Source organism: Pseudomonas sp. MLB6B (assembly GCF_054508135.1).
The window spans coordinates 4,523,647-4,540,096 of sequence record NZ_CP199313.1 but is presented as its reverse complement, the minus strand read 5'-3'; the positions used below and the strand labels follow the sequence as shown (position 1 = coordinate 4,540,096).

Sequence of the window (16,450 nt, the reverse complement as noted above, 5' to 3'; positions counted from 1 at the left end):
CGAATGTCGTTCGAACTGCTGGCCACCGACGGCAAGGCCCGTCGCGGTCGGCTGACCTTCCCCCGTGGCACGGTCGAGACCCCGGCGTTCATGCCGGTGGGCACCTATGGCACGGTCAAGGGCATGCTGCCGCGTGACATCGAAGCCACCGGCGCCGAGATCATCCTGGGCAACACCTTCCACCTGTGGCTGCGCCCGGGCACCGAGGTGGTCAAGAAGCACAACGGCTTGCACGATTTCATGCAGTGGAAAGGCCCGATTCTGACCGATTCCGGTGGCTTCCAGGTGTTCAGCCTGGGCGCCATGCGCAAGATCAAGGAAGAAGGCGTGACCTTCGCCTCGCCGGTCGACGGCTCGAAGGTGTTCATGGGCCCGGAAGAGTCCATGCAGGTGCAGCGCGACCTGGGCTCGGACATCGTCATGATCTTCGATGAATGCACGCCGTATCCGGCCGAGCACGACGTGGCGCGCACCTCGATGGAGCTGTCGTTGCGCTGGGCGCAGCGCTCGAAGAATGCCCATGCCGACAACACCGCGGCGCTGTTCGGCATCGTCCAGGGCGGCATGCACGAAGACTTGCGCATGCGCTCGCTCGAGGGCCTGGACAAGATCGGTTTCGACGGCCTGGCCATCGGCGGTCTGTCGGTGGGCGAGCCCAAGCACGAAATGATCAAGGTGCTCGATTACCTGCCCGGTCAGATGCCCGCTGACAAACCTCGTTACCTTATGGGGGTGGGCAAACCCGAGGATCTTGTGGAGGGTGTGCGCCGCGGCGTCGACATGTTCGACTGCGTGATGCCCACGCGCAATGCGCGCAACGGCCATCTGTTCATCGACACCGGCGTGATCAAGATTCGCAACGCGTTCCATCGCCACGATGAATCGCCACTGGACCCAACCTGCGATTGCTACACCTGCCGCAACTTCTCCCGCGCCTATCTGCACCACTTGGACAAGTGTGGGGAAATGCTCAGCAGCATGTTGAATACGATCCACAACTTGCGCCATTACCAGCGCCTGATGGCTGGTTTGCGCGAGGCTATTCAACAGGGTAAATTGGCCGCCTTTGTCGACGCCTTCTACGCCAAGCGCGGGCTTCCCGTGCCGCCTTTGGACTAAGTGTTCTTCACCGAATTGCAAACCCCGTCTTTGCATAACGCTAGCAACTGGAGTGTCACATGAGCTTTCTGATTCCCGCCGCCTACGCGGACGCCGCTGCCCCCGCTGCTGCCGGCCCCGCTGGTTTTGAGTGGATCTTCCTGGTCGGTTTCCTGGTCATCTTCTACTTGATGATCTGGCGCCCGCAGGCCAAACGCGCCAAAGAGCAAAAGAACCTGCTGGGCAACTTGCAGAAAGGCGACGAAGTTGTCACCAACGGCGGTATCGCCGGCAAGATCGTCAAAGTGTCCGATGACTTCGTGGTGCTGGAAGTATCCGATACCGTCGAACTGAAGTTCCAGAAGGGCGCCATCGCGGCCACCCTGCCCAAAGGTACGCTCAAGGCGATCTGAGGCAGCGATTTTTTTTCCAGTCGGGGCGCGCAACGCGCCCCGCGTCTTGAACGGGCGGCGTGATGCTGAACAAATACCCTCTGTGGAAATACGCACTGATCGTGCTGGTACTGGCGATCGGTTTCATTTATTCCGCTCCCAACCTCTACCCGGACGATCCGGCCGTGCAGATCAGCGGTGCCAGCTCGGCGCTGCAGGTCAACCAGGCCGACCTGGATCGCGTGAGCAAGGCACTGACCGACGCCGGTATCGCGGTCAAGGGCGCCAGCCTGGGTGAGAAGGGCAGTGGCCTGATCCGCCTGAGCGACCAGGAAGCGCAACTGCCGGCCAAGGATGTGGTGCGCAAGACCCTCGGCGACGACTACGTCGTGGCCCTGAACCTGGCGCAGACCACCCCGCAGTGGCTGCGCAAGATCGGCGCCAGCCCCATGAAGTTGGGCCTGGACCTGTCCGGTGGTGTGCACTTCCTGCTGGAAGTGGACATGGACAAGGCCATGAGCGCGCGCATGAAGGTCTACGAAGGCGAAGTGAAGACCTTGCTGCGCAAGGAACGCATCCGCTACCGCAGCCTGCCGCAACAAGACGGCGGCATCATGCTCGGCTTCGCCGACGACGCCACCCGCGAACAGGCCCGCAGCCTGGTGCGCAAGAATTTCAACGATTTCGACCTGACCACCTCCGAGCGCAACGACCTCGCCGTGCTGCGTCTGGCGCTGACCCAGGCCAAGGTCACCGAAATCCGTGAATACTCGATTCGTCAGAACCTCACCACCGTGCGCAACCGGGTCAACGAACTCGGCGTCGCCGAGCCGCTGGTGCAGCGCCAGGGCGCCAACCGCATCGTGGTCGAGCTGCCGGGCGTGCAGGACACCGCCGAAGCCAAGCGCATCCTCGGCAAGACCGCCAATCTGGAGTTCCGCTTCGGTGCCGAGCCCGGCGCGTCGCGGGCCACCAGCGAAGTGTTCGAGTTCCGCGAAGGCGGCCGTTCCGCGCCGGTCGAGCGCGGTCTGATCATCACCGGTGACCAGGTCACCGACGCCCAGGCCAGTTTCGACGAGCACGGCCGTCCGCAGGTCAACATCCGTCTCGACGGCCATGGCGGCGAACTGATGAGCCGCGCCACGCGCAGCAACGTCGGGCGCAGCATGGCGGTGATCTTCATCGAGCAGAAGCCGACCACCCGCTACGTCAAGCAGACGGTCGACGGTGTCGAGAAGGAAGTGCCGGTCCAGAGCTTCCAGGAAGAGAAGAAGATCATCAGCCTGGCGACCATCCAGTCGCCGCTGGGTAGCCAGTTCCGCATCACCGGGCTCAACGGCCAGGGCGAATCGTCCGAGCTGGCCCTGCTGCTGCGTGCCGGTGGCCTGGCCGCGCCGATGTACTTCGCCGAAGAGCGCACCATCGGCCCGAGCCTGGGTGCCGACAACATCACCAAGGGTATCGATGCGTCGCTGTGGGGCATGCTGTTCGTCTCGCTGTTCATCATCGCCATCTACCGCGGCTTCGGCGTGATCGCCACCATCGCCCTGGCGGGCAACATGGTGCTGCTGCTGGCGCTGATGTCCTTGCTGGGCGCCACGCTGACCCTGCCGGGCATCGCCGGTATCGTTCTGACCATGGGCATGGCGGTCGACGCCAACGTGCTGATCTTCTCGCGTATCCGCGAGGAGCTGAAAAGCGGCATGTCGGCCCAGCGCGCCATCCACGAAGGCTTCAACCGTGCCTACACCGCGATCATCGACGCCAACCTGACCAGCCTGCTGGTGGGCGGCATCCTGTTCGCCATGGGTACCGGCCCGGTCAAGGGCTTCGCGGTCACCATGTCCCTCGGGATTTTCACCTCGATGTTCACCGCCATCATGGTGACCCGTGCCATGGTCAACCTGACCTGCGGCGGGCGTGACATCAAGAAGCTGTGGGTCTGAGGGAATAACCATGAAAACCATCAACTTCATGGGCGTGCGCAACAGCGCGTTCGCCATCACCGTACTGCTCACCGTGCTGGCGCTGTTCAGCTGGTGGCAGAAGGGCCTGAACTTCGGCCTGGACTTCACCGGCGGTACGCTGATCGAGCTGAACTACGAACGCCCGGCCGACTTGAAAGCCGTGCGTGAGGAGCTCAACAGCTCGGGCTTCCACGAAGCCATCGTGCAGAGTTTCGGTGCCACCACCGAGCTGCTGGTGCGCATGCCCGGCGACGATCCGCAACTGGGCAGCAAAGTGGCCGAGGCCTTGAAAAAGGCCGGTGGCGACAACCCGGCCACCCTCAAGCGCGTCGAGTTCGTCGGCCCGCAGGTCGGTGAAGAGCTGCGCGACCAGGGCGGCCTGGGCATGCTCCTGGCACTTGGCGGCATCCTCATCTACCTCGCCTTCCGCTTCCAGTGGAAGTTCGCGGTCGGTGCGATCGTCTCGCTGATCCACGACGTGGTGGTGACCCTGGGCATCCTGTCGTTCTTCCAGATCACCTTCGACCTCACCGTGTTGGCGGCGGTCCTGGCGATCATCGGTTACTCGCTCAACGACACCATCGTGGTGTTCGACCGGGTGCGGGAGAACTTCCGGGTCATGCGCAAGGCGTCGCTGATCGAGAACATCAACGTCTCGACCACCCAGACGCTGCTGCGCACCATCGCCACCTCGGTGTCGACCCTGCTGGCCATCGCCGCGCTGCTGTTCTTCGGCGGCGACAACCTGTTCGGTTTCTCCCTGGCGCTGTTCATCGGCGTATTGGCCGGCACCTACTCGTCGATCTACATCGCCAACGTGGTGCTGATCTGGCTGAACCTGAACAGCGAAGACCTGATTCCTCCGGTCAAAGCTGAAGGTGTGGACGACCGCCCGTAAGGAAAAGTCCTACGCCATTGGGCGAAACGAAAGGCGCGAGTGTTGAACTCGCGCCTTTTTTTTCGCTCCAAGGCTGGGACAAGCGCGGGCGCGGACCCGCTGGATAGATCAGGAGGTTCACGTGAACAAATCAATGCTGGTAGGGACGGTGCTGGGTGCCGTGGCGGTGACGGCCGGTGGGGCGTTTGCTACCTACAGCTTGGTCAACAAAGGCCCGGAGTACGCTCAGGTGACCGACGTGCAGCCCATCAAGCAGCAGATCAAGACGCCGCGTGAAGTGTGCAAGGACGTGACCGTGACGCGCCAGGCGCCGGTCAAGGACCAGCACCAGATCGCCGGTACGGTGGTCGGTGCCCTCGCTGGCGGCCTGTTGGGCAACCAGATCGGCGGCGGCACCGGCAAGAAGCTGGCTACCGTGGCTGGCGCAGTGGGCGGTGGCTATGCGGGCAACAAGGTGCAGGAGGGCATGCAGCGTCGTGACACCTACACCACCACGCAAACCCGCTGCAACACGGTCAACGATATCAGCGACAAGGTGGTGGGCTATAACGTCAAGTACACCATCGGCGACCAGGCCGGGCAGATCAAGATGGACCGCGACCCCGGTTCGAGCATTCCGCTGGACAAGAACGGCAAGCTGGTCCTGAGCCAGGCGCAGCCGGGGCAGTGAGGCTGTTGGCAGGATTGTCGGCGAGCGCTGATTGAAGACGATGCGCTGCCAATAGTCCACATGCCGGATCGCGGCATCGATGCAGAAATCCGATACCCCTGAGGGTGTCGGATTTTTTTTGCTTGGGCAGCGGCGACGGCGACGGCGACGGGTCGGGCCGATCCGCCGCACCGCATCGCTCAAGGAATCAGCTTTTCCTTGCGCAACCGGTCGAAGGCATCGAAGAAGGCTCGGTCGCTGGCCTGGTAGTCGGTGAAGCCCAACAGGCGGCTTTTCGACATGTCCGTCACCACCTCGATCGGCCGGCCAAGGTCCGCATCGGTGTGCCAAGGCGAGATCAGGCGATTGATGTCGCTTTCCTTCAAGCCATGTTCGGCCGCCAGTTGCGTCCAGGCTCGCTGGTCATCGGCCATCTGCGTTTCCAGCGGGGCAGGGGAGGTCGGGAGTTCGGCGGCGGGAATGTCGAAGTACTCGGCGATCCGGCTCCACATCCACTTCCAGCGGAACACGTCGCCGTTGGTGATGTTGAAGGCCTGGTCGGCAGCCGCAAGCGTGGTGGCGGCCCACAGCAGTTGGCTGGCCAGCTGCCGGGCGTCGGTCATGTCGGTCAGGCTGTCCCACTGCACGCGCGAGCCGGGGAACACGAACGGCCGGCCGGTGTGCTTGCAGATCGAGGCATACACCGCCAGGGTGGTGGCCATGTTCATGGCGTTGCCCACGGCCACGCCGATCACGGTGTGCGGGCGGTGCACGCTCCAGGTGAAAGCGTCCTGCTCGGCAGCGGCGAAGACTTCGTCTTCCTGGGCATAGTAGAAGTTTTCCACATCCAGGCGGCCCTGCTCTTCACGGAACGGGGTCTGCGGCAGGGTGCCTTTGCCGTAGGCCTCGAAGGGGCCGAGATAGTGCTTCAGGCCTGTCACCAAGGCGACGTGCTGCACGCTCTTGGCCGGGCGCAGGGCGTCGAGCAGATTGCGCACCATGGCGGCGTTGACGCGGATGTTTTCCGCTTCGGTGGCCTGGCGCGACCAAGTGGTGATGAACACGTGCGTGGGGCGCAGATCGGCCAGCGCGTCGCGTACCGACTGCGGGTCTTGCAGGTCGGCTGCGACCGGTATCACGCCGGGCAGGGTAGACGGCTGGCGGGACAGGGCCGCGACCTGCCACTGGTTGTCCAGCAGCAACTGTGTAGTAGCGCTGCCGACGATGCCGCTGGCGCCTACGACTAGTGCGAGTTGGGTCATGATGCTGTCCTGTAGGTGATCGTTATCGATTGCCTATAGGTGACCGCCTGTGGTCCGGCGGATTCCTTCGGATTGGCAGTGGGGTTCGGGAGGGCGAGCGAAAACGCCCGACAGCGCAAGGCTTGCCGAGTGGATCTGGAGGAATGTTCTGGAGAGGTATTCGGACAAGGGCTGCGGTGCAGCCCTGACCGATGGGCCGAGGCACCGGGCCGCCACGACCAAGCGGGCTTGACGGGGGCTCGGTGCTGCGTGCCGACTTAGCGCTTCAGGTGCTCGGGCAAGTGCGGTTGGATGGCCGTGAGGATGGCCTTGAAGCACTTGATGTTGCCCGCGACGATGTGACCCTTGTCGAGGAAGTCGTGACCGCCGTTGAAGTCGCTGACCAGGCCGCCGGCTTCTTGGATCAGCAGCACGCCTGCGGCCATGTCCCACTCGGACAGGCCCGACTCCCAGAAGCCGTCGAAACGACCGGCCGCCACGTAGGCGAGGTCGAGGCTGGCGGCGCCGGCGCGACGAATGCCTGCGGTTTGGCCGGTCAGGGCGCGGAACATGCCCATGTAGTTGTCGAGGTCGGCCATCTGGTCGTCACGGAAGGGGAAGCCGGTGCCGAGCAGGGCGCCGTCGAGGCTGCTGCGCGAGCTGACCCGCAGGCGGCGGCCGTTGACCTGGGCGCCACGGCCACGGCTGGCGGTGAATTCTTCCTGGCGAACCGGATCGACGATGACCGCATGTTCCAGGCGACCGCGGTATTTGCACGCGATGCTGACGGCGAAGTGCGGAATGCCGCGCAGGAAGTTGGTGGTGCCATCGAGCGGGTCGATGATCCACAGGTAGTCTTTGCCGTCTTCGCCGCTGCCGGCGTGGAAACCGGTTTCCTCACCCTGGATCGAGTGGTTCGGATAGGCCTTGCGCAGGGCTTTGACGATGGCGTCTTCGGCAGCGCGGTCAACCTCGGACACGTAGTCCTTGGCGCCCTTTTCGTCGACCTTGAGGCTGTCCAGGCGTTCGATGGAGCGGAAAATCAGTTCGCTGGCGCTGCGAGCGGCGCGCAGCGCGATATTCAGCATAGGCTGCATGGTCGGGTCACCTGGAATGTTAAAGAAGAAAGCCGGACATTCTATCAGAAATCCGCGTCGGCAAAAGTGCCACGTTAGCCCGCGTGGCGTTGGCGGGGTCGCTTCTGTAAGATTGCTGCCCCCAAAACCCGCCACAGTGAGCACATCGCCTTGTTGCACAATATTCGTGTTGTTCTGGTCAATACCAGCCACCCCGGCAACATCGGCGGCGCTGCGCGTGCCATGAAAAACATGGGCCTGTCGCGCCTGGTGCTGGTGCAGCCTAGGGACTTCCCTTCCGAGCAAGCCAGTGCCCGCGCGTCGGGTGCCGACGACCTGCTGGCCGGCGCCGAAGTGGTCGACAGCCTGGAGCAGGCGCTGGTCGGCTGCAGCCTGGTGTTGGGCACCAGTGCCCGCGACCGCAGCCTGCCGTGGCCCATGCTCGATCCTCGTGAATGCGGCGCCAAGGCCGTCGGGCAGGCCGCCGGCGGCGAGCAGGTCGCCCTGGTATTCGGCCGCGAGCATGCGGGGCTGACCAACGAAGAGCTGCAGCGCTGCCACTTCCATGTGCACATTCCTTCCAATCCCGACTTCAGCTCGCTGAACCTGGCCGCCGCCGTGCAGGTGCTCGCCTATGAGGTGCGTACCGCCTGGCTGGCAGCGCAGCAGGCAGCGCCGGTCGCGGAGAAGGCCGACGCCAGCGAAGAACCGGCGACCATGGACGAGATGGAGCGCTTCTACGAGCACCTAGAGCAGACCCTGGTGCAGATCGGTTTCCTCGACCCGGAAAAGCCCCGCCACCTGATGGCGCGCCTGCGCCGTCTGTATGGGCGCAGCACGGTCAACCATTCGGAGATGAGCATCTTGCGCGGCATCCTCACCGAAACGCAGAAAGTCGCGCGCGGCGAGCCGCATAAGAGAAAGGACTGAAAAGCCATGTTCGAACGCCTGCGTGAAGATATCCAGAGCGTGTTCCACCGCGACCCGGCCGCTCGCAATACGTTCGAGGTGCTGACCTGCTACCCCGGCATGCACGCCATCTGGCTGCACCGTGTCGGGCATGCCTTATGGGTGCGCGACTGCAAGTGGCTGGCGCGTCTGGTGTCGAACTTCGGCCGCTGGATGACCGGCATCGAGATCCACCCCGGTGCCACCATCGGCCGACGCTTCTTCATCGACCACGGCATGGGCATCGTCATCGGCGAAACCGCCGAGATCGGCGACGACGTCACCCTCTACCAAGGTGTGACCCTGGGCGGCACCAGCTGGAACAAGGGCAAGCGCCACCCGACCTTGGAAGACGGCGTAGTGGTCGGTGCCGGCGCCAAGGTGCTGGGGCCGTTCACCGTCGGTGCCGGGGCCAAGATCGGCTCCAATGCGGTGGTGACCAAGGCTGTGCCGGCCGGAGCCACGGCGGTGGGCATTCCCGGGCGCATCATCGTCAAGCCCGAAGAGGGCAGCGACGTCGAAGCCAGGCGCAAGGCCATGGCCGAGAAGATCGGCTTCGACGCCTACGGGGTCAGCGGCGACATGCCCGACCCGGTGGCGCGCGCCATGGGCCAGATGCTCGACCACCTGCAGGCCGTGGACGAGCGCCTCGAAGGCATGTGCGGCGCCTTGACCAAGCTGGGCAGCGACTATAGCGGCAAAGCGTTGCCAGCCTTGCCCGAAGAGGATTTCGTCGAGCCCGCGGCTGCGCCGCCCAGCGACGTCAGGCCGCATTGATTTCGCCATGATGGCACCGCGGCGTGTGCACCTGCGCCGCGGTCTGCTACACTCGCGACCACTTCCCGAGCTAATCCCGACTAAAGCGCTAGGTCTTATAGTTGACTCAAATGCTCGGAAATAGCATACTTGCACTCATTCCGTAACTCCCGTGGTGCCCATAGCCATGCGACTCACAACCAAAGGCCGATACGCCGTAACCGCCATGCTCGACCTGGCGTTGCACGCGCAGCACGGGCCGGTGTCACTGGCTGATATCTCCGAGCGCCAAGGCATCTCGCTTTCCTACCTGGAGCAACTGTTCGCCAAGTTGCGGCGCAACAGCCTGGTTTCCAGCGTTCGTGGTCCAGGTGGCGGCTATCAGCTGTCCCGTGCCATGGGAACGATCGAGGTGGCCCAGGTCATCGACGCCGTCAACGAGTCGGTCGACGCCACCCGCTGCCAGGGGCTTGGAGATTGTCATTCCGGTGATACCTGTCTGACCCACCACCTGTGGTGCGACCTCAGCCAGCAGATCCACACGTTCCTCAGTGGCATCAGCCTGGCTGACCTCGTCACGCGCCGCGAGGTGCAAGAAGTTGCCCATCGCCAGGACCTGCGCCGTGTAGCGGGCCATAGCGCGCACATGGACAAGATTGAGACGTCCGCCGTCGACTGACCGTGACGACGAGCGACGCCAACGCCTGATAGGAGAGATTCAATGAAGTTGCCGATCTACCTCGATTACTCCGCGACCACCCCGGTCGATCCCCGTGTCGCCCAGAAAATGGTCGACTGCCTGACCATGGACGGCAACTTCGGGAACCCGGCCTCGCGCTCCCACGCCTTCGGCTGGCGCGCCGAGGAAGCGGTGGAAAACGCTCGCCGCCAAGTGGCCGAGCTGATCCACGCTGACCCGCGCGAAATCGTCTGGACCAGCGGTGCCACCGAGTCCGACAACCTGGCGATCAAAGGTGTGGCGCATTTCTACCAGACCAAAGGCAAGCACATCATCACCTCCAAGATCGAGCACAAGGCGGTCCTGGACACCACGCGCCAACTGGAGCGTGAAGGCTTCGAAGTCACCTACCTCGAACCCGGCGCCGACGGCATCGTCACCCCGGCCATGGTCGAGGCGGTGCTGCGCGACGACACCATCCTGGTCTCGTTGATGCACGTGAACAACGAAGTCGGTTCGATCAACGACATCGCCGCCATCGGCGAACTGACCCGCTCGCGAGGCGTGCTGTTCCACGTCGATGCCGCGCAGTCGGCCGGCAAGGTCGAGATCGACCTGCAGAACATGAAAGTCGACCTGATGTCGTTCTCGGCGCACAAGGTCTATGGCCCCAAAGGCATCGGCGCGCTGTACGTCAGCCGTAAGCCGCGCGTACGCCTGGAAGCCATGGTGCACGGCGGCGGTCACGAGCGCGGCATGCGTTCGGGCACTTTGCCGACCCACCAGATCGTCGGCATGGGCGAAGCCTTCGCCATCGCCAAGCAGGAAATGGCCAGCGAGAACGTGCGCGTCAAGGCGCTGAGCGACCGCTTCTTCAAGCAGGTCTCCGACCTCGAAGAGCTGTACATCAACGGCAGCCAGACCGCCCGCGTGCCGCACAACCTGAACCTGAGCTTCAACTACGTCGAGGGCGAGTCGCTGCTGATGTCGCTCAAGGACATCGCCGTCTCTTCCGGTTCGGCCTGCACCTCCGCTTCGCTCGAGCCGTCCTACGTGCTGCGCGCACTGGGCCGCAACGACGAGCTGGCACACAGCTCCATCCGCTTCTCCTTCGGTCGTTTCACCAAGGAAGAAGAGATCGACCACGCCGCGCAGCAGGTCTGCCAGGCCGTGAACAAGCTGCGCGAACTGTCGCCGCTGTGGGACATGTACAAAGACGGCGTCGACATCTCCAAGATCGAGTGGGCTGCCCACTAAGCAGCCGCCGGCAAGAGCGGCTCACCTGATGAAGAAGGAATTGCACCATGGCATACAGTGAAAAAGTCATCGACCATTACGAAAACCCACGTAACGTTGGCAAGATGAACGCTGAAGACCCCGATGTCGGCACCGGCATGGTCGGCGCCCCGGCGTGCGGCGACGTGATGCGTCTGCAGATCAAGGTCAACGAGCAGGGCGTGATCGAAGACGCCAAGTTCAAGACCTACGGTTGCGGTTCGGCCATCGCTTCCAGCTCCCTGGCTACCGAGTGGATGAAAGGCAAGACCCTCGACGAAGCCGAGACCATCAAGAACACCCAGCTGGCCGAAGAACTGGCGCTGCCACCGGTCAAGATCCACTGTTCGGTACTCGCCGAGGACGCCATCAAGGCAGCCGTGCGCGACTACAAGCAGAAGAAAGGTCTGGTCTGAGTTTCTTGTAGCCGACCACCGATGTTGAGGTAAGGAGTTTCGATGGCTATCAGCATGACAGAAGCCGCCGCCAACCATATCCGCCGCTCCCTCGACGGGCGCGGCAAGGGCGAAGGCATCCGCCTGGGCGTGCGTACTACCGGCTGCTCGGGCCTGGCCTACGTGCTCGAGTTCGTCGACGAACTGGCAGGCGAAGACCAGGTGTTCGAGAACCATGGCGTGAAGGTCATCATCGACCCGAAAAGCCTGGTCTACCTCGACGGCACCGAGCTCGATTTCGTCAAGGAAGGGTTGAACGAAGGCTTCAAGTTCAACAACCCCAACGTGCGCGGCGAATGCGGCTGCGGCGAAAGCTTCAATGTCTGAGGCCTGACGTGGGTACTGTCTGCCATTACGCGCTGTTCGACCTGCAGCCGGCCTTCCGCCTGGACCTCGACAAGCTGGCCGTTCGCTACCGCGAGCTGGCCCGCGAGGTCCATCCCGACCGCTTCGCCGATGCTTCCGAGCGCGAGCGACGTGTCGCCCTGGAAAAATCCGCCGCCCTCAACGACGCCTACCAGACCCTGCGCAGTGCGCCGCGCCGCGCCCGCTACCTGCTGGCCATCGGTGGTCACGAGGTGCCGCAGGAAGTCACGGTGCACGATCCCGAGTTCCTGCTTCAGCAGATGCAGTTGCGCGAAGAGCTCGAAGATCTGCAGGACGAGGCCGACATCGACGGTGTGGGCGCCTTCAAGCGCCGGCTCAAGCTCGCCCAGACCGCGCTCGACGACGAGTTCGCACAGTGCTGGGACGTGCCGGCCGAGCGCGAGCAGGCCGAGCGTCTGATGCGCCGCATGCAGTTCCTCGACAAGCTCTCCCAAGAAGTGCGCCAGCTCGAAGAGCGCCTCGACGATTAACCCGGCGTTACCCGTGATGACGCCTAAGGTATTCAGATAAGCATGGCCCTATTGCAGATCGCCGAACCCGGTCAGAGCCCCCAGCCGCACCAGCGCCGTCTGGCCGTGGGGATCGACCTGGGCACCACCAATTCCCTGGTCGCAGCGGTGCGCAGCGGTCGCAGCGAGCCGCTGCCCGACGCCCAAGGCAACCTCATTCTGCCCTCTGCGGTGCGCTACCTCGAAGACCGCACCGACGTGGGTCTGAGTGCCCGCGATGCGGCGCCCAGCGACCCGTTCAACAGCATCCTGTCGGTCAAGCGTCTGATGGGGCGCGGGCTGTCCGACGTCAAGCAGTTGGGCGAGCAACTGCCTTACCGCTTCGTCGGCGGCGAGTCGCACATGCCGTTCATCGACACCGTACAAGGCCCGAAAAGCCCTGTGCAGGTCTCGGCCGACATCCTCAAGGTGCTGCGCCTGCGCGCCGAAGAAAGTCTGGGCGGCGAGCTGGTGGGCGCGGTGATCACCGTGCCGGCCTACTTCGACGACGCCCAACGGCAAGCCACCAAGGACGCCGCGCGTCTGGCCGGCCTCAACGTCCTGCGCCTGCTCAACGAGCCGACCGCCGCAGCCGTGGCCTATGGCCTGGACCAGAACGCCGAAGGCGTAGTGGCCATCTACGACCTGGGCGGCGGCACCTTCGACATTTCCATCCTGCGCCTGACCGCCGGCGTGTTCGAAGTGCTCGCCACCGGCGGTGACACTGCCTTGGGCGGCGACGATTTCGACCATGCCATCGCCGGTTGGATCATCGACCAGGCCGGGTTGTCCGCCGATCTCGATCCGGCCACTCAGCGCCTGTTGTTGCAGACCGCGCGCCAGGCCAAGGAAGCGCTGACCGAGCAGGCCAGTGTCTCGGTGGCCCACGGCCAATGGGCCGGCGAGCTGAGCCGCGCCACCTTCGAAAGCCTCATCGAACCGATGATCGCCACCAGCCTCAAGGCTTGCCGCCGTGCCATGCGGGATAGTGGCGTGGAGTTCGACGAAGTGCAGGCGGTGGTGATGGTCGGTGGTTCGACCCGCGTGCCGCGCGTACGTGAAGCGGTGGGCGCGTTGTTCGGGCGTGAACCGCTGACGTCCATCGACCCCGACCAAGTCGTCGCCATCGGCGCCGCCGTGCAGGCCGACACCCTGGCCGGCAACCGCCGCGAAGGCGGCGAACTGCTGCTGCTCGACGTCATCCCGCTGTCGCTGGGGCTTGAGACCATGGGCGGCCTGATGGAGAAGGTGATTCCGCGCAACACCACCATTCCCGTGGCCCGCGCCCAGGAGTTCACCACCTACAAAGATGGCCAGTCGGCCATGATGATCCACGTCCTCCAGGGCGAGCGCGAGTTGATCAGCGACTGCCGCTCGCTGGCGCGCTTCGAGCTGCGCGGCATCCCGGCCATGGTGGCGGGCGCGGCGAAGATACGCGTGACCTTCCAGGTCGATGCCGACGGGCTGCTCAGCGTGGCTGCGCGCGAACTGGGTTCGGGCGTGGAGGCGAGCATCCAGGTCAAACCGTCGTACGGCCTGACCGACGGCGAAATCGCGCGCATGCTCACCGATTCCTTCGAGCACGCCGGCGCCGACCGCAATGCCCGCCAGTTGCGCGAGCACCAAGTCGATGCCGAGCGCCTGCTCGAAGCGGTGCAAGGCGCCCTGGACGCCGATGGCGAGCGCCTGCTCAGCGCCGAAGAGCGCGAAGCCATCCAATTCCAGATGCAGGACCTACGTGATTTGCTGGCCGGCACCGATGGCCCCGCCATCGAGCAACAGACCAAGCGTCTGTCGCAGGTGACCGATGCATTTGCCGCCCGTCGCCTTGATTCGACGGTCAAAGCCGCACTGGCCGGGCGCAACCTGAATGAGATCGAGGAGTAACCGATGCCGCTGGTGAAATTCCTGCCGCATGAAAAGTTCTGTCCCGAGGGGCTGACCGTGGACGTGCCGTCCGGGACCAACATCCTGGAGCTGGCCCACGAGCATCACATCGAGATGGAAAGCGCCTGTGGCGGCGTCAAGGCCTGCACCACTTGCCACTGCATCGTGCGCCAGGGCTTCGACTCCCTGGATGAGGCCGATGAACTGGAAGAAGACATGCTCGACAAGGCCTGGGGCCTGGAGGCGCAGTCGCGCCTGGGTTGCCAGGTGGTGGTCGGCGACGACGACCTGACCATCGAGATTCCCAAGTATTCGCTCAACCACGCCGCCGAAGCGCCGCATTGAGGAGTGCAGCATGAGTCTGAAATGGGTTGATGTACTTGAGATCGCCATCCAGCTTGCGGAAAGCAAGCCGGAAGTCGATCCTCGTTACCTGAATTTCGTCAACCTGAGCCGTTGGGTGCAGGAATTGCCCGATTTCAGTGACGATCCGGCGCGTGGCGGCGAGAAGGTCCTTGAGGCCATTCAGGCGGCCTGGATAGAAGAAGCCGATTAGCGACACCTGCAGGTTAGGCAATGCCCTCGAACCCGCGTATAATTTGCGGGTTTAATTTTTCGTAACACTAAAACTTCTGGAGTTTTCCATGGCTGTTCAACGTACTTTCTCGATCATCAAGCCTGACGCCGTTGCCAAGAACGTGATCGGCAAGATCACCTCGCGCTTCGAAGAAGCCGGCCTGCGCATCGTCGCGTCCAAGCTCAAGCAACTGTCCAAGGCCGAGGCCGAAGGCTTCTACGCCGAGCACAAAGAGCGCGGCTTCTTCGGTGATCTGGTTGCCTTCATGATCTCCGGCCCGGTCGTGGTTCAGGTTCTGGAAGGCGAAGACGCCATCGCCAAGAACCGTGAGCTGATGGGCGCCACCAACCCTAAAGAAGCCGCTGCCGGCACCATCCGCGCTGACTTCGCCGAGTCCATCGACGCCAACGCCGTCCACGGTTCGGACTCCGAAGCCGCTGCCGCTCGCGAAATCGCTTACTTCTTCGCTGCTACCGAGGTAACCACTCGCTAAGCGAAAGCTTACGAGTGAGGGTGAATCCATGACGACATCTGTTGGCAAAATCAACTTGCTGGGTCTGACCCAGCAGGAAATGGAACAGTTCTTCGATTCGATCGGAGAGAAGCGCTTCCGCGCCGGTCAGGTGATGAAATGGATTCACCACTTTGGCGTCGACGACTTCGCCGCCATGACGAACGTCGGCAAGGCCTTGCGCGAAAAGCTCGAGGCCGTTGCCGAAATTCGTGCGCCGGAAGTGGTCAGCGAAGACATTTCCGCAGACGGCACCCGCAAATGGGTGATCCGCATTGCCTCCGGCAGCTGCGTCGAGACCGTCTACATTCCCACCGACGATCGCGGCACCCTGTGCGTGTCGTCGCAAGCCGGCTGCGCCCTGGATTGCAGTTTCTGTTCCACCGGCAAGCAAGGCTTCAACAGCAACCTCACCGCCGCCGAAGTGATCGGTCAGGTGTGGCTAGCGAACAAATCCTTCGGCACCGTTCCAGCCAAAGTCGACCGCGCGATTACCAACGTGGTGATGATGGGCATGGGCGAGCCGTTGCTCAATTTCGACAATGTCATCGCCGCCATGAAGATCATGATGGACGATCTGGGCTATGGCATTTCCAAGCGTCGCGTCACCTTGTCCACCTCGGGCGTGGTACCCATGATCGACGAACTGGCCAAGCACATCGACGTGTCGCTGGCGCTGTCGCTGCATGCGCCCAACGATGCGCTGCGCAACCAGTTGGTACCGATCAACAAGAAGTACCCGTTGAAGATGCTGCTCGAGTCCTGCATGGGCTACATGTCCACCCTGGGCGGCAAGCGCGTATTGACCATCGAGTACACCCTGCTCAAGGACGTCAACGACCAGCCCCAGCACGCCACCGAGATGATCGAGCTGCTGCGCGACGTACCGTGCAAGATCAACCTGATCCCCTTCAACCCGTTCCCGCATTCGGGCTACGAGCGGCCGAGCAACAACGCCATCCGCCGCTTCCAGGACTTGCTGCACCACGCCGGCTTCAACGTCACCACCCGCACCACGCGCGGTGAGGACATCGACGCGGCCTGTGGCCAGCTGGTCGGCCAGGTGATGGACCGCACCCGCCGCAGCGAGCGCTACATCGCTGTGCGCCAGGTGGCTGCCGACACCGAACTGTCAGACAACGCCGCGCGCCCCTGACGGACACCTC

General features: G+C 63.5%; 19 protein-coding genes. 17 read left to right on the top strand and 2 right to left on the bottom strand.

What is annotated here, in order from left to right:
- Positions 1 to 3: 3 nt before the first annotated feature.
- From tgt to ACSMEV_RS20075, 5 genes are all read left to right on the top strand, one after another.
- Positions 4 to 1,119: a tRNA guanosine(34) transglycosylase Tgt gene (gene tgt / locus ACSMEV_RS20095; protein WP_459208389.1), complete on the top strand. Its 1,116-nt coding sequence runs from the start codon at positions 4 to 6 to the stop codon at positions 1,117 to 1,119.
- A gap of 59 nt (positions 1,120 to 1,178) precedes the next feature.
- A complete protein-coding gene (gene yajC, locus ACSMEV_RS20090) occupies positions 1,179 to 1,511 on the top strand; it encodes a preprotein translocase subunit YajC (RefSeq protein ID WP_028695973.1) in 333 nt (110 codons plus the stop codon).
- 62 nt (positions 1,512 to 1,573) lie between these two features.
- Entirely contained in the window at positions 1,574 to 3,436 is a 1,863-nt protein-coding gene (gene secD, locus ACSMEV_RS20085; protein WP_413046382.1) for a protein translocase subunit SecD, read from the top strand.
- 10 nt (positions 3,437 to 3,446) lie between these two features.
- Positions 3,447 to 4,355, top strand: a complete 909-nt coding sequence (gene secF / locus ACSMEV_RS20080; RefSeq protein ID WP_313738551.1) for a protein translocase subunit SecF — start codon at positions 3,447 to 3,449, stop codon at positions 4,353 to 4,355.
- 121 nt (positions 4,356 to 4,476) lie between these two features.
- Positions 4,477 to 5,025 (top strand): glycine zipper 2TM domain-containing protein, encoded by a 549-nt coding sequence (locus tag ACSMEV_RS20075; RefSeq protein ID WP_459206683.1) that lies wholly within the window; start codon positions 4,477 to 4,479, stop codon positions 5,023 to 5,025.
- Positions 5,026 to 5,204: 179 nt separating this feature from the next.
- Here the strand turns inward: ACSMEV_RS20075 and ACSMEV_RS20070 are convergent, their stop codons facing one another.
- Positions 5,205 to 6,266, bottom strand: coding sequence for an SDR family oxidoreductase (locus tag ACSMEV_RS20070; RefSeq protein ID WP_459206682.1), 1,062 nt, complete (start codon positions 6,264 to 6,266; stop codon positions 5,205 to 5,207).
- A 257-nt stretch (positions 6,267 to 6,523) separates the two neighbouring features.
- Complete coding sequence (gene suhB / locus ACSMEV_RS20065) at positions 6,524 to 7,342, bottom strand: type III secretion system regulator SuhB (RefSeq protein ID WP_296263025.1); 819 nt, start codon at positions 7,340 to 7,342, stop codon at positions 6,524 to 6,526.
- A 150-nt stretch (positions 7,343 to 7,492) separates the two neighbouring features.
- Between suhB and trmJ the strand changes: the two genes are divergently transcribed.
- From trmJ to rlmN, 12 genes are all read left to right on the top strand, one after another.
- Positions 7,493 to 8,251, top strand: coding sequence for a tRNA (cytosine(32)/uridine(32)-2'-O)-methyltransferase TrmJ (trmJ, locus tag ACSMEV_RS20060; protein ID WP_459206681.1), 759 nt, complete (start codon positions 7,493 to 7,495; stop codon positions 8,249 to 8,251).
- A 6-nt stretch (positions 8,252 to 8,257) separates the two neighbouring features.
- On the top strand, positions 8,258 to 9,046 hold the full coding sequence (gene cysE, locus ACSMEV_RS20055; protein ID WP_459206680.1) for a serine O-acetyltransferase: 789 nt from the start codon (positions 8,258 to 8,260) through the stop codon (positions 9,044 to 9,046).
- A 166-nt stretch (positions 9,047 to 9,212) separates the two neighbouring features.
- Complete coding sequence (iscR, locus tag ACSMEV_RS20050) at positions 9,213 to 9,704, top strand: Fe-S cluster assembly transcriptional regulator IscR (RefSeq protein ID WP_296263030.1); 492 nt, start codon at positions 9,213 to 9,215, stop codon at positions 9,702 to 9,704.
- A gap of 42 nt (positions 9,705 to 9,746) precedes the next feature.
- Positions 9,747 to 10,961 (top strand): IscS subfamily cysteine desulfurase, encoded by a 1,215-nt coding sequence (locus tag ACSMEV_RS20045; protein WP_313738555.1) that lies wholly within the window; start codon positions 9,747 to 9,749, stop codon positions 10,959 to 10,961.
- Between the two features lie 47 nt (positions 10,962 to 11,008).
- Positions 11,009 to 11,395 carry a Fe-S cluster assembly scaffold IscU gene (gene iscU / locus ACSMEV_RS20040; RefSeq protein WP_296263032.1) on the top strand — a complete coding sequence of 129 codons (387 nt, stop codon included), beginning with the start codon at positions 11,009 to 11,011 and terminating at the stop codon, positions 11,393 to 11,395.
- 42 nt (positions 11,396 to 11,437) lie between these two features.
- Positions 11,438 to 11,761: an iron-sulfur cluster assembly protein IscA gene (gene iscA / locus ACSMEV_RS20035; protein WP_028695982.1), complete on the top strand. Its 324-nt coding sequence runs from the start codon at positions 11,438 to 11,440 to the stop codon at positions 11,759 to 11,761.
- Positions 11,762 to 11,769: 8 nt separating this feature from the next.
- Positions 11,770 to 12,291, top strand: a complete 522-nt coding sequence (gene hscB / locus ACSMEV_RS20030; protein WP_296263035.1) for a co-chaperone HscB — start codon at positions 11,770 to 11,772, stop codon at positions 12,289 to 12,291.
- A 42-nt stretch (positions 12,292 to 12,333) separates the two neighbouring features.
- Positions 12,334 to 14,196, top strand: coding sequence for a Fe-S protein assembly chaperone HscA (gene hscA, locus ACSMEV_RS20025; RefSeq protein ID WP_459206679.1), 1,863 nt, complete (start codon positions 12,334 to 12,336; stop codon positions 14,194 to 14,196).
- A 3-nt stretch (positions 14,197 to 14,199) separates the two neighbouring features.
- Positions 14,200 to 14,541, top strand: coding sequence for an ISC system 2Fe-2S type ferredoxin (fdx, locus tag ACSMEV_RS20020; protein ID WP_459206678.1), 342 nt, complete (start codon positions 14,200 to 14,202; stop codon positions 14,539 to 14,541).
- 10 nt (positions 14,542 to 14,551) lie between these two features.
- Complete coding sequence (iscX, locus tag ACSMEV_RS20015; RefSeq protein ID WP_314487938.1) at positions 14,552 to 14,752, top strand: Fe-S cluster assembly protein IscX; 201 nt, start codon at positions 14,552 to 14,554, stop codon at positions 14,750 to 14,752.
- A gap of 88 nt (positions 14,753 to 14,840) precedes the next feature.
- Entirely contained in the window at positions 14,841 to 15,266 is a 426-nt protein-coding gene (ndk, locus tag ACSMEV_RS20010) for a nucleoside-diphosphate kinase (protein ID WP_459206677.1), read from the top strand.
- 28 nt (positions 15,267 to 15,294) lie between these two features.
- Positions 15,295 to 16,440, top strand: coding sequence for a 23S rRNA (adenine(2503)-C(2))-methyltransferase RlmN (rlmN, locus tag ACSMEV_RS20005; RefSeq protein ID WP_459206676.1), 1,146 nt, complete (start codon positions 15,295 to 15,297; stop codon positions 16,438 to 16,440).
- Positions 16,441 to 16,450: the final 10 nt, after the last annotated feature.

What these genes read in the sequence shown, in the direction of transcription:
- tgt (WP_459208389.1), top strand. Translation starts at nt 4, where the DNA reads ATGTCGTTCGAACTGCTGGCCACCGACGGCAAGGCCCGTCGCGGTCGG.
- yajC (WP_028695973.1), top strand. Translation starts at nt 1,179, where the DNA reads ATGAGCTTTCTGATTCCCGCCGCCTACGCGGACGCCGCTGCCCCCGCT.
- secD (WP_413046382.1), top strand. Translation starts at nt 1,574, where the DNA reads ATGCTGAACAAATACCCTCTGTGGAAATACGCACTGATCGTGCTGGTA.
- secF (WP_313738551.1), top strand. Translation starts at nt 3,447, where the DNA reads ATGAAAACCATCAACTTCATGGGCGTGCGCAACAGCGCGTTCGCCATC.
- ACSMEV_RS20070 (WP_459206682.1), bottom strand. Translation starts at nt 6,266, where the DNA reads ATGACCCAACTCGCACTAGTCGTAGGCGCCAGCGGCATCGTCGGCAGC.
- suhB (WP_296263025.1), bottom strand. Translation starts at nt 7,342, where the DNA reads ATGCAGCCTATGCTGAATATCGCGCTGCGCGCCGCTCGCAGCGCCAGC.
- cysE (WP_459206680.1), top strand. Translation starts at nt 8,258, where the DNA reads ATGTTCGAACGCCTGCGTGAAGATATCCAGAGCGTGTTCCACCGCGAC.
- iscR (WP_296263030.1), top strand. Translation starts at nt 9,213, where the DNA reads ATGCGACTCACAACCAAAGGCCGATACGCCGTAACCGCCATGCTCGAC.
- ACSMEV_RS20045 (WP_313738555.1), top strand. Translation starts at nt 9,747, where the DNA reads ATGAAGTTGCCGATCTACCTCGATTACTCCGCGACCACCCCGGTCGAT.
- iscU (WP_296263032.1), top strand. Translation starts at nt 11,009, where the DNA reads ATGGCATACAGTGAAAAAGTCATCGACCATTACGAAAACCCACGTAAC.
- iscA (WP_028695982.1), top strand. Translation starts at nt 11,438, where the DNA reads ATGGCTATCAGCATGACAGAAGCCGCCGCCAACCATATCCGCCGCTCC.
- hscA (WP_459206679.1), top strand. Translation starts at nt 12,334, where the DNA reads ATGGCCCTATTGCAGATCGCCGAACCCGGTCAGAGCCCCCAGCCGCAC.
- fdx (WP_459206678.1), top strand. Translation starts at nt 14,200, where the DNA reads ATGCCGCTGGTGAAATTCCTGCCGCATGAAAAGTTCTGTCCCGAGGGG.
- iscX (WP_314487938.1), top strand. Translation starts at nt 14,552, where the DNA reads ATGAGTCTGAAATGGGTTGATGTACTTGAGATCGCCATCCAGCTTGCG.
- ndk (WP_459206677.1), top strand. Translation starts at nt 14,841, where the DNA reads ATGGCTGTTCAACGTACTTTCTCGATCATCAAGCCTGACGCCGTTGCC.
- rlmN (WP_459206676.1), top strand. Translation starts at nt 15,295, where the DNA reads ATGACGACATCTGTTGGCAAAATCAACTTGCTGGGTCTGACCCAGCAG.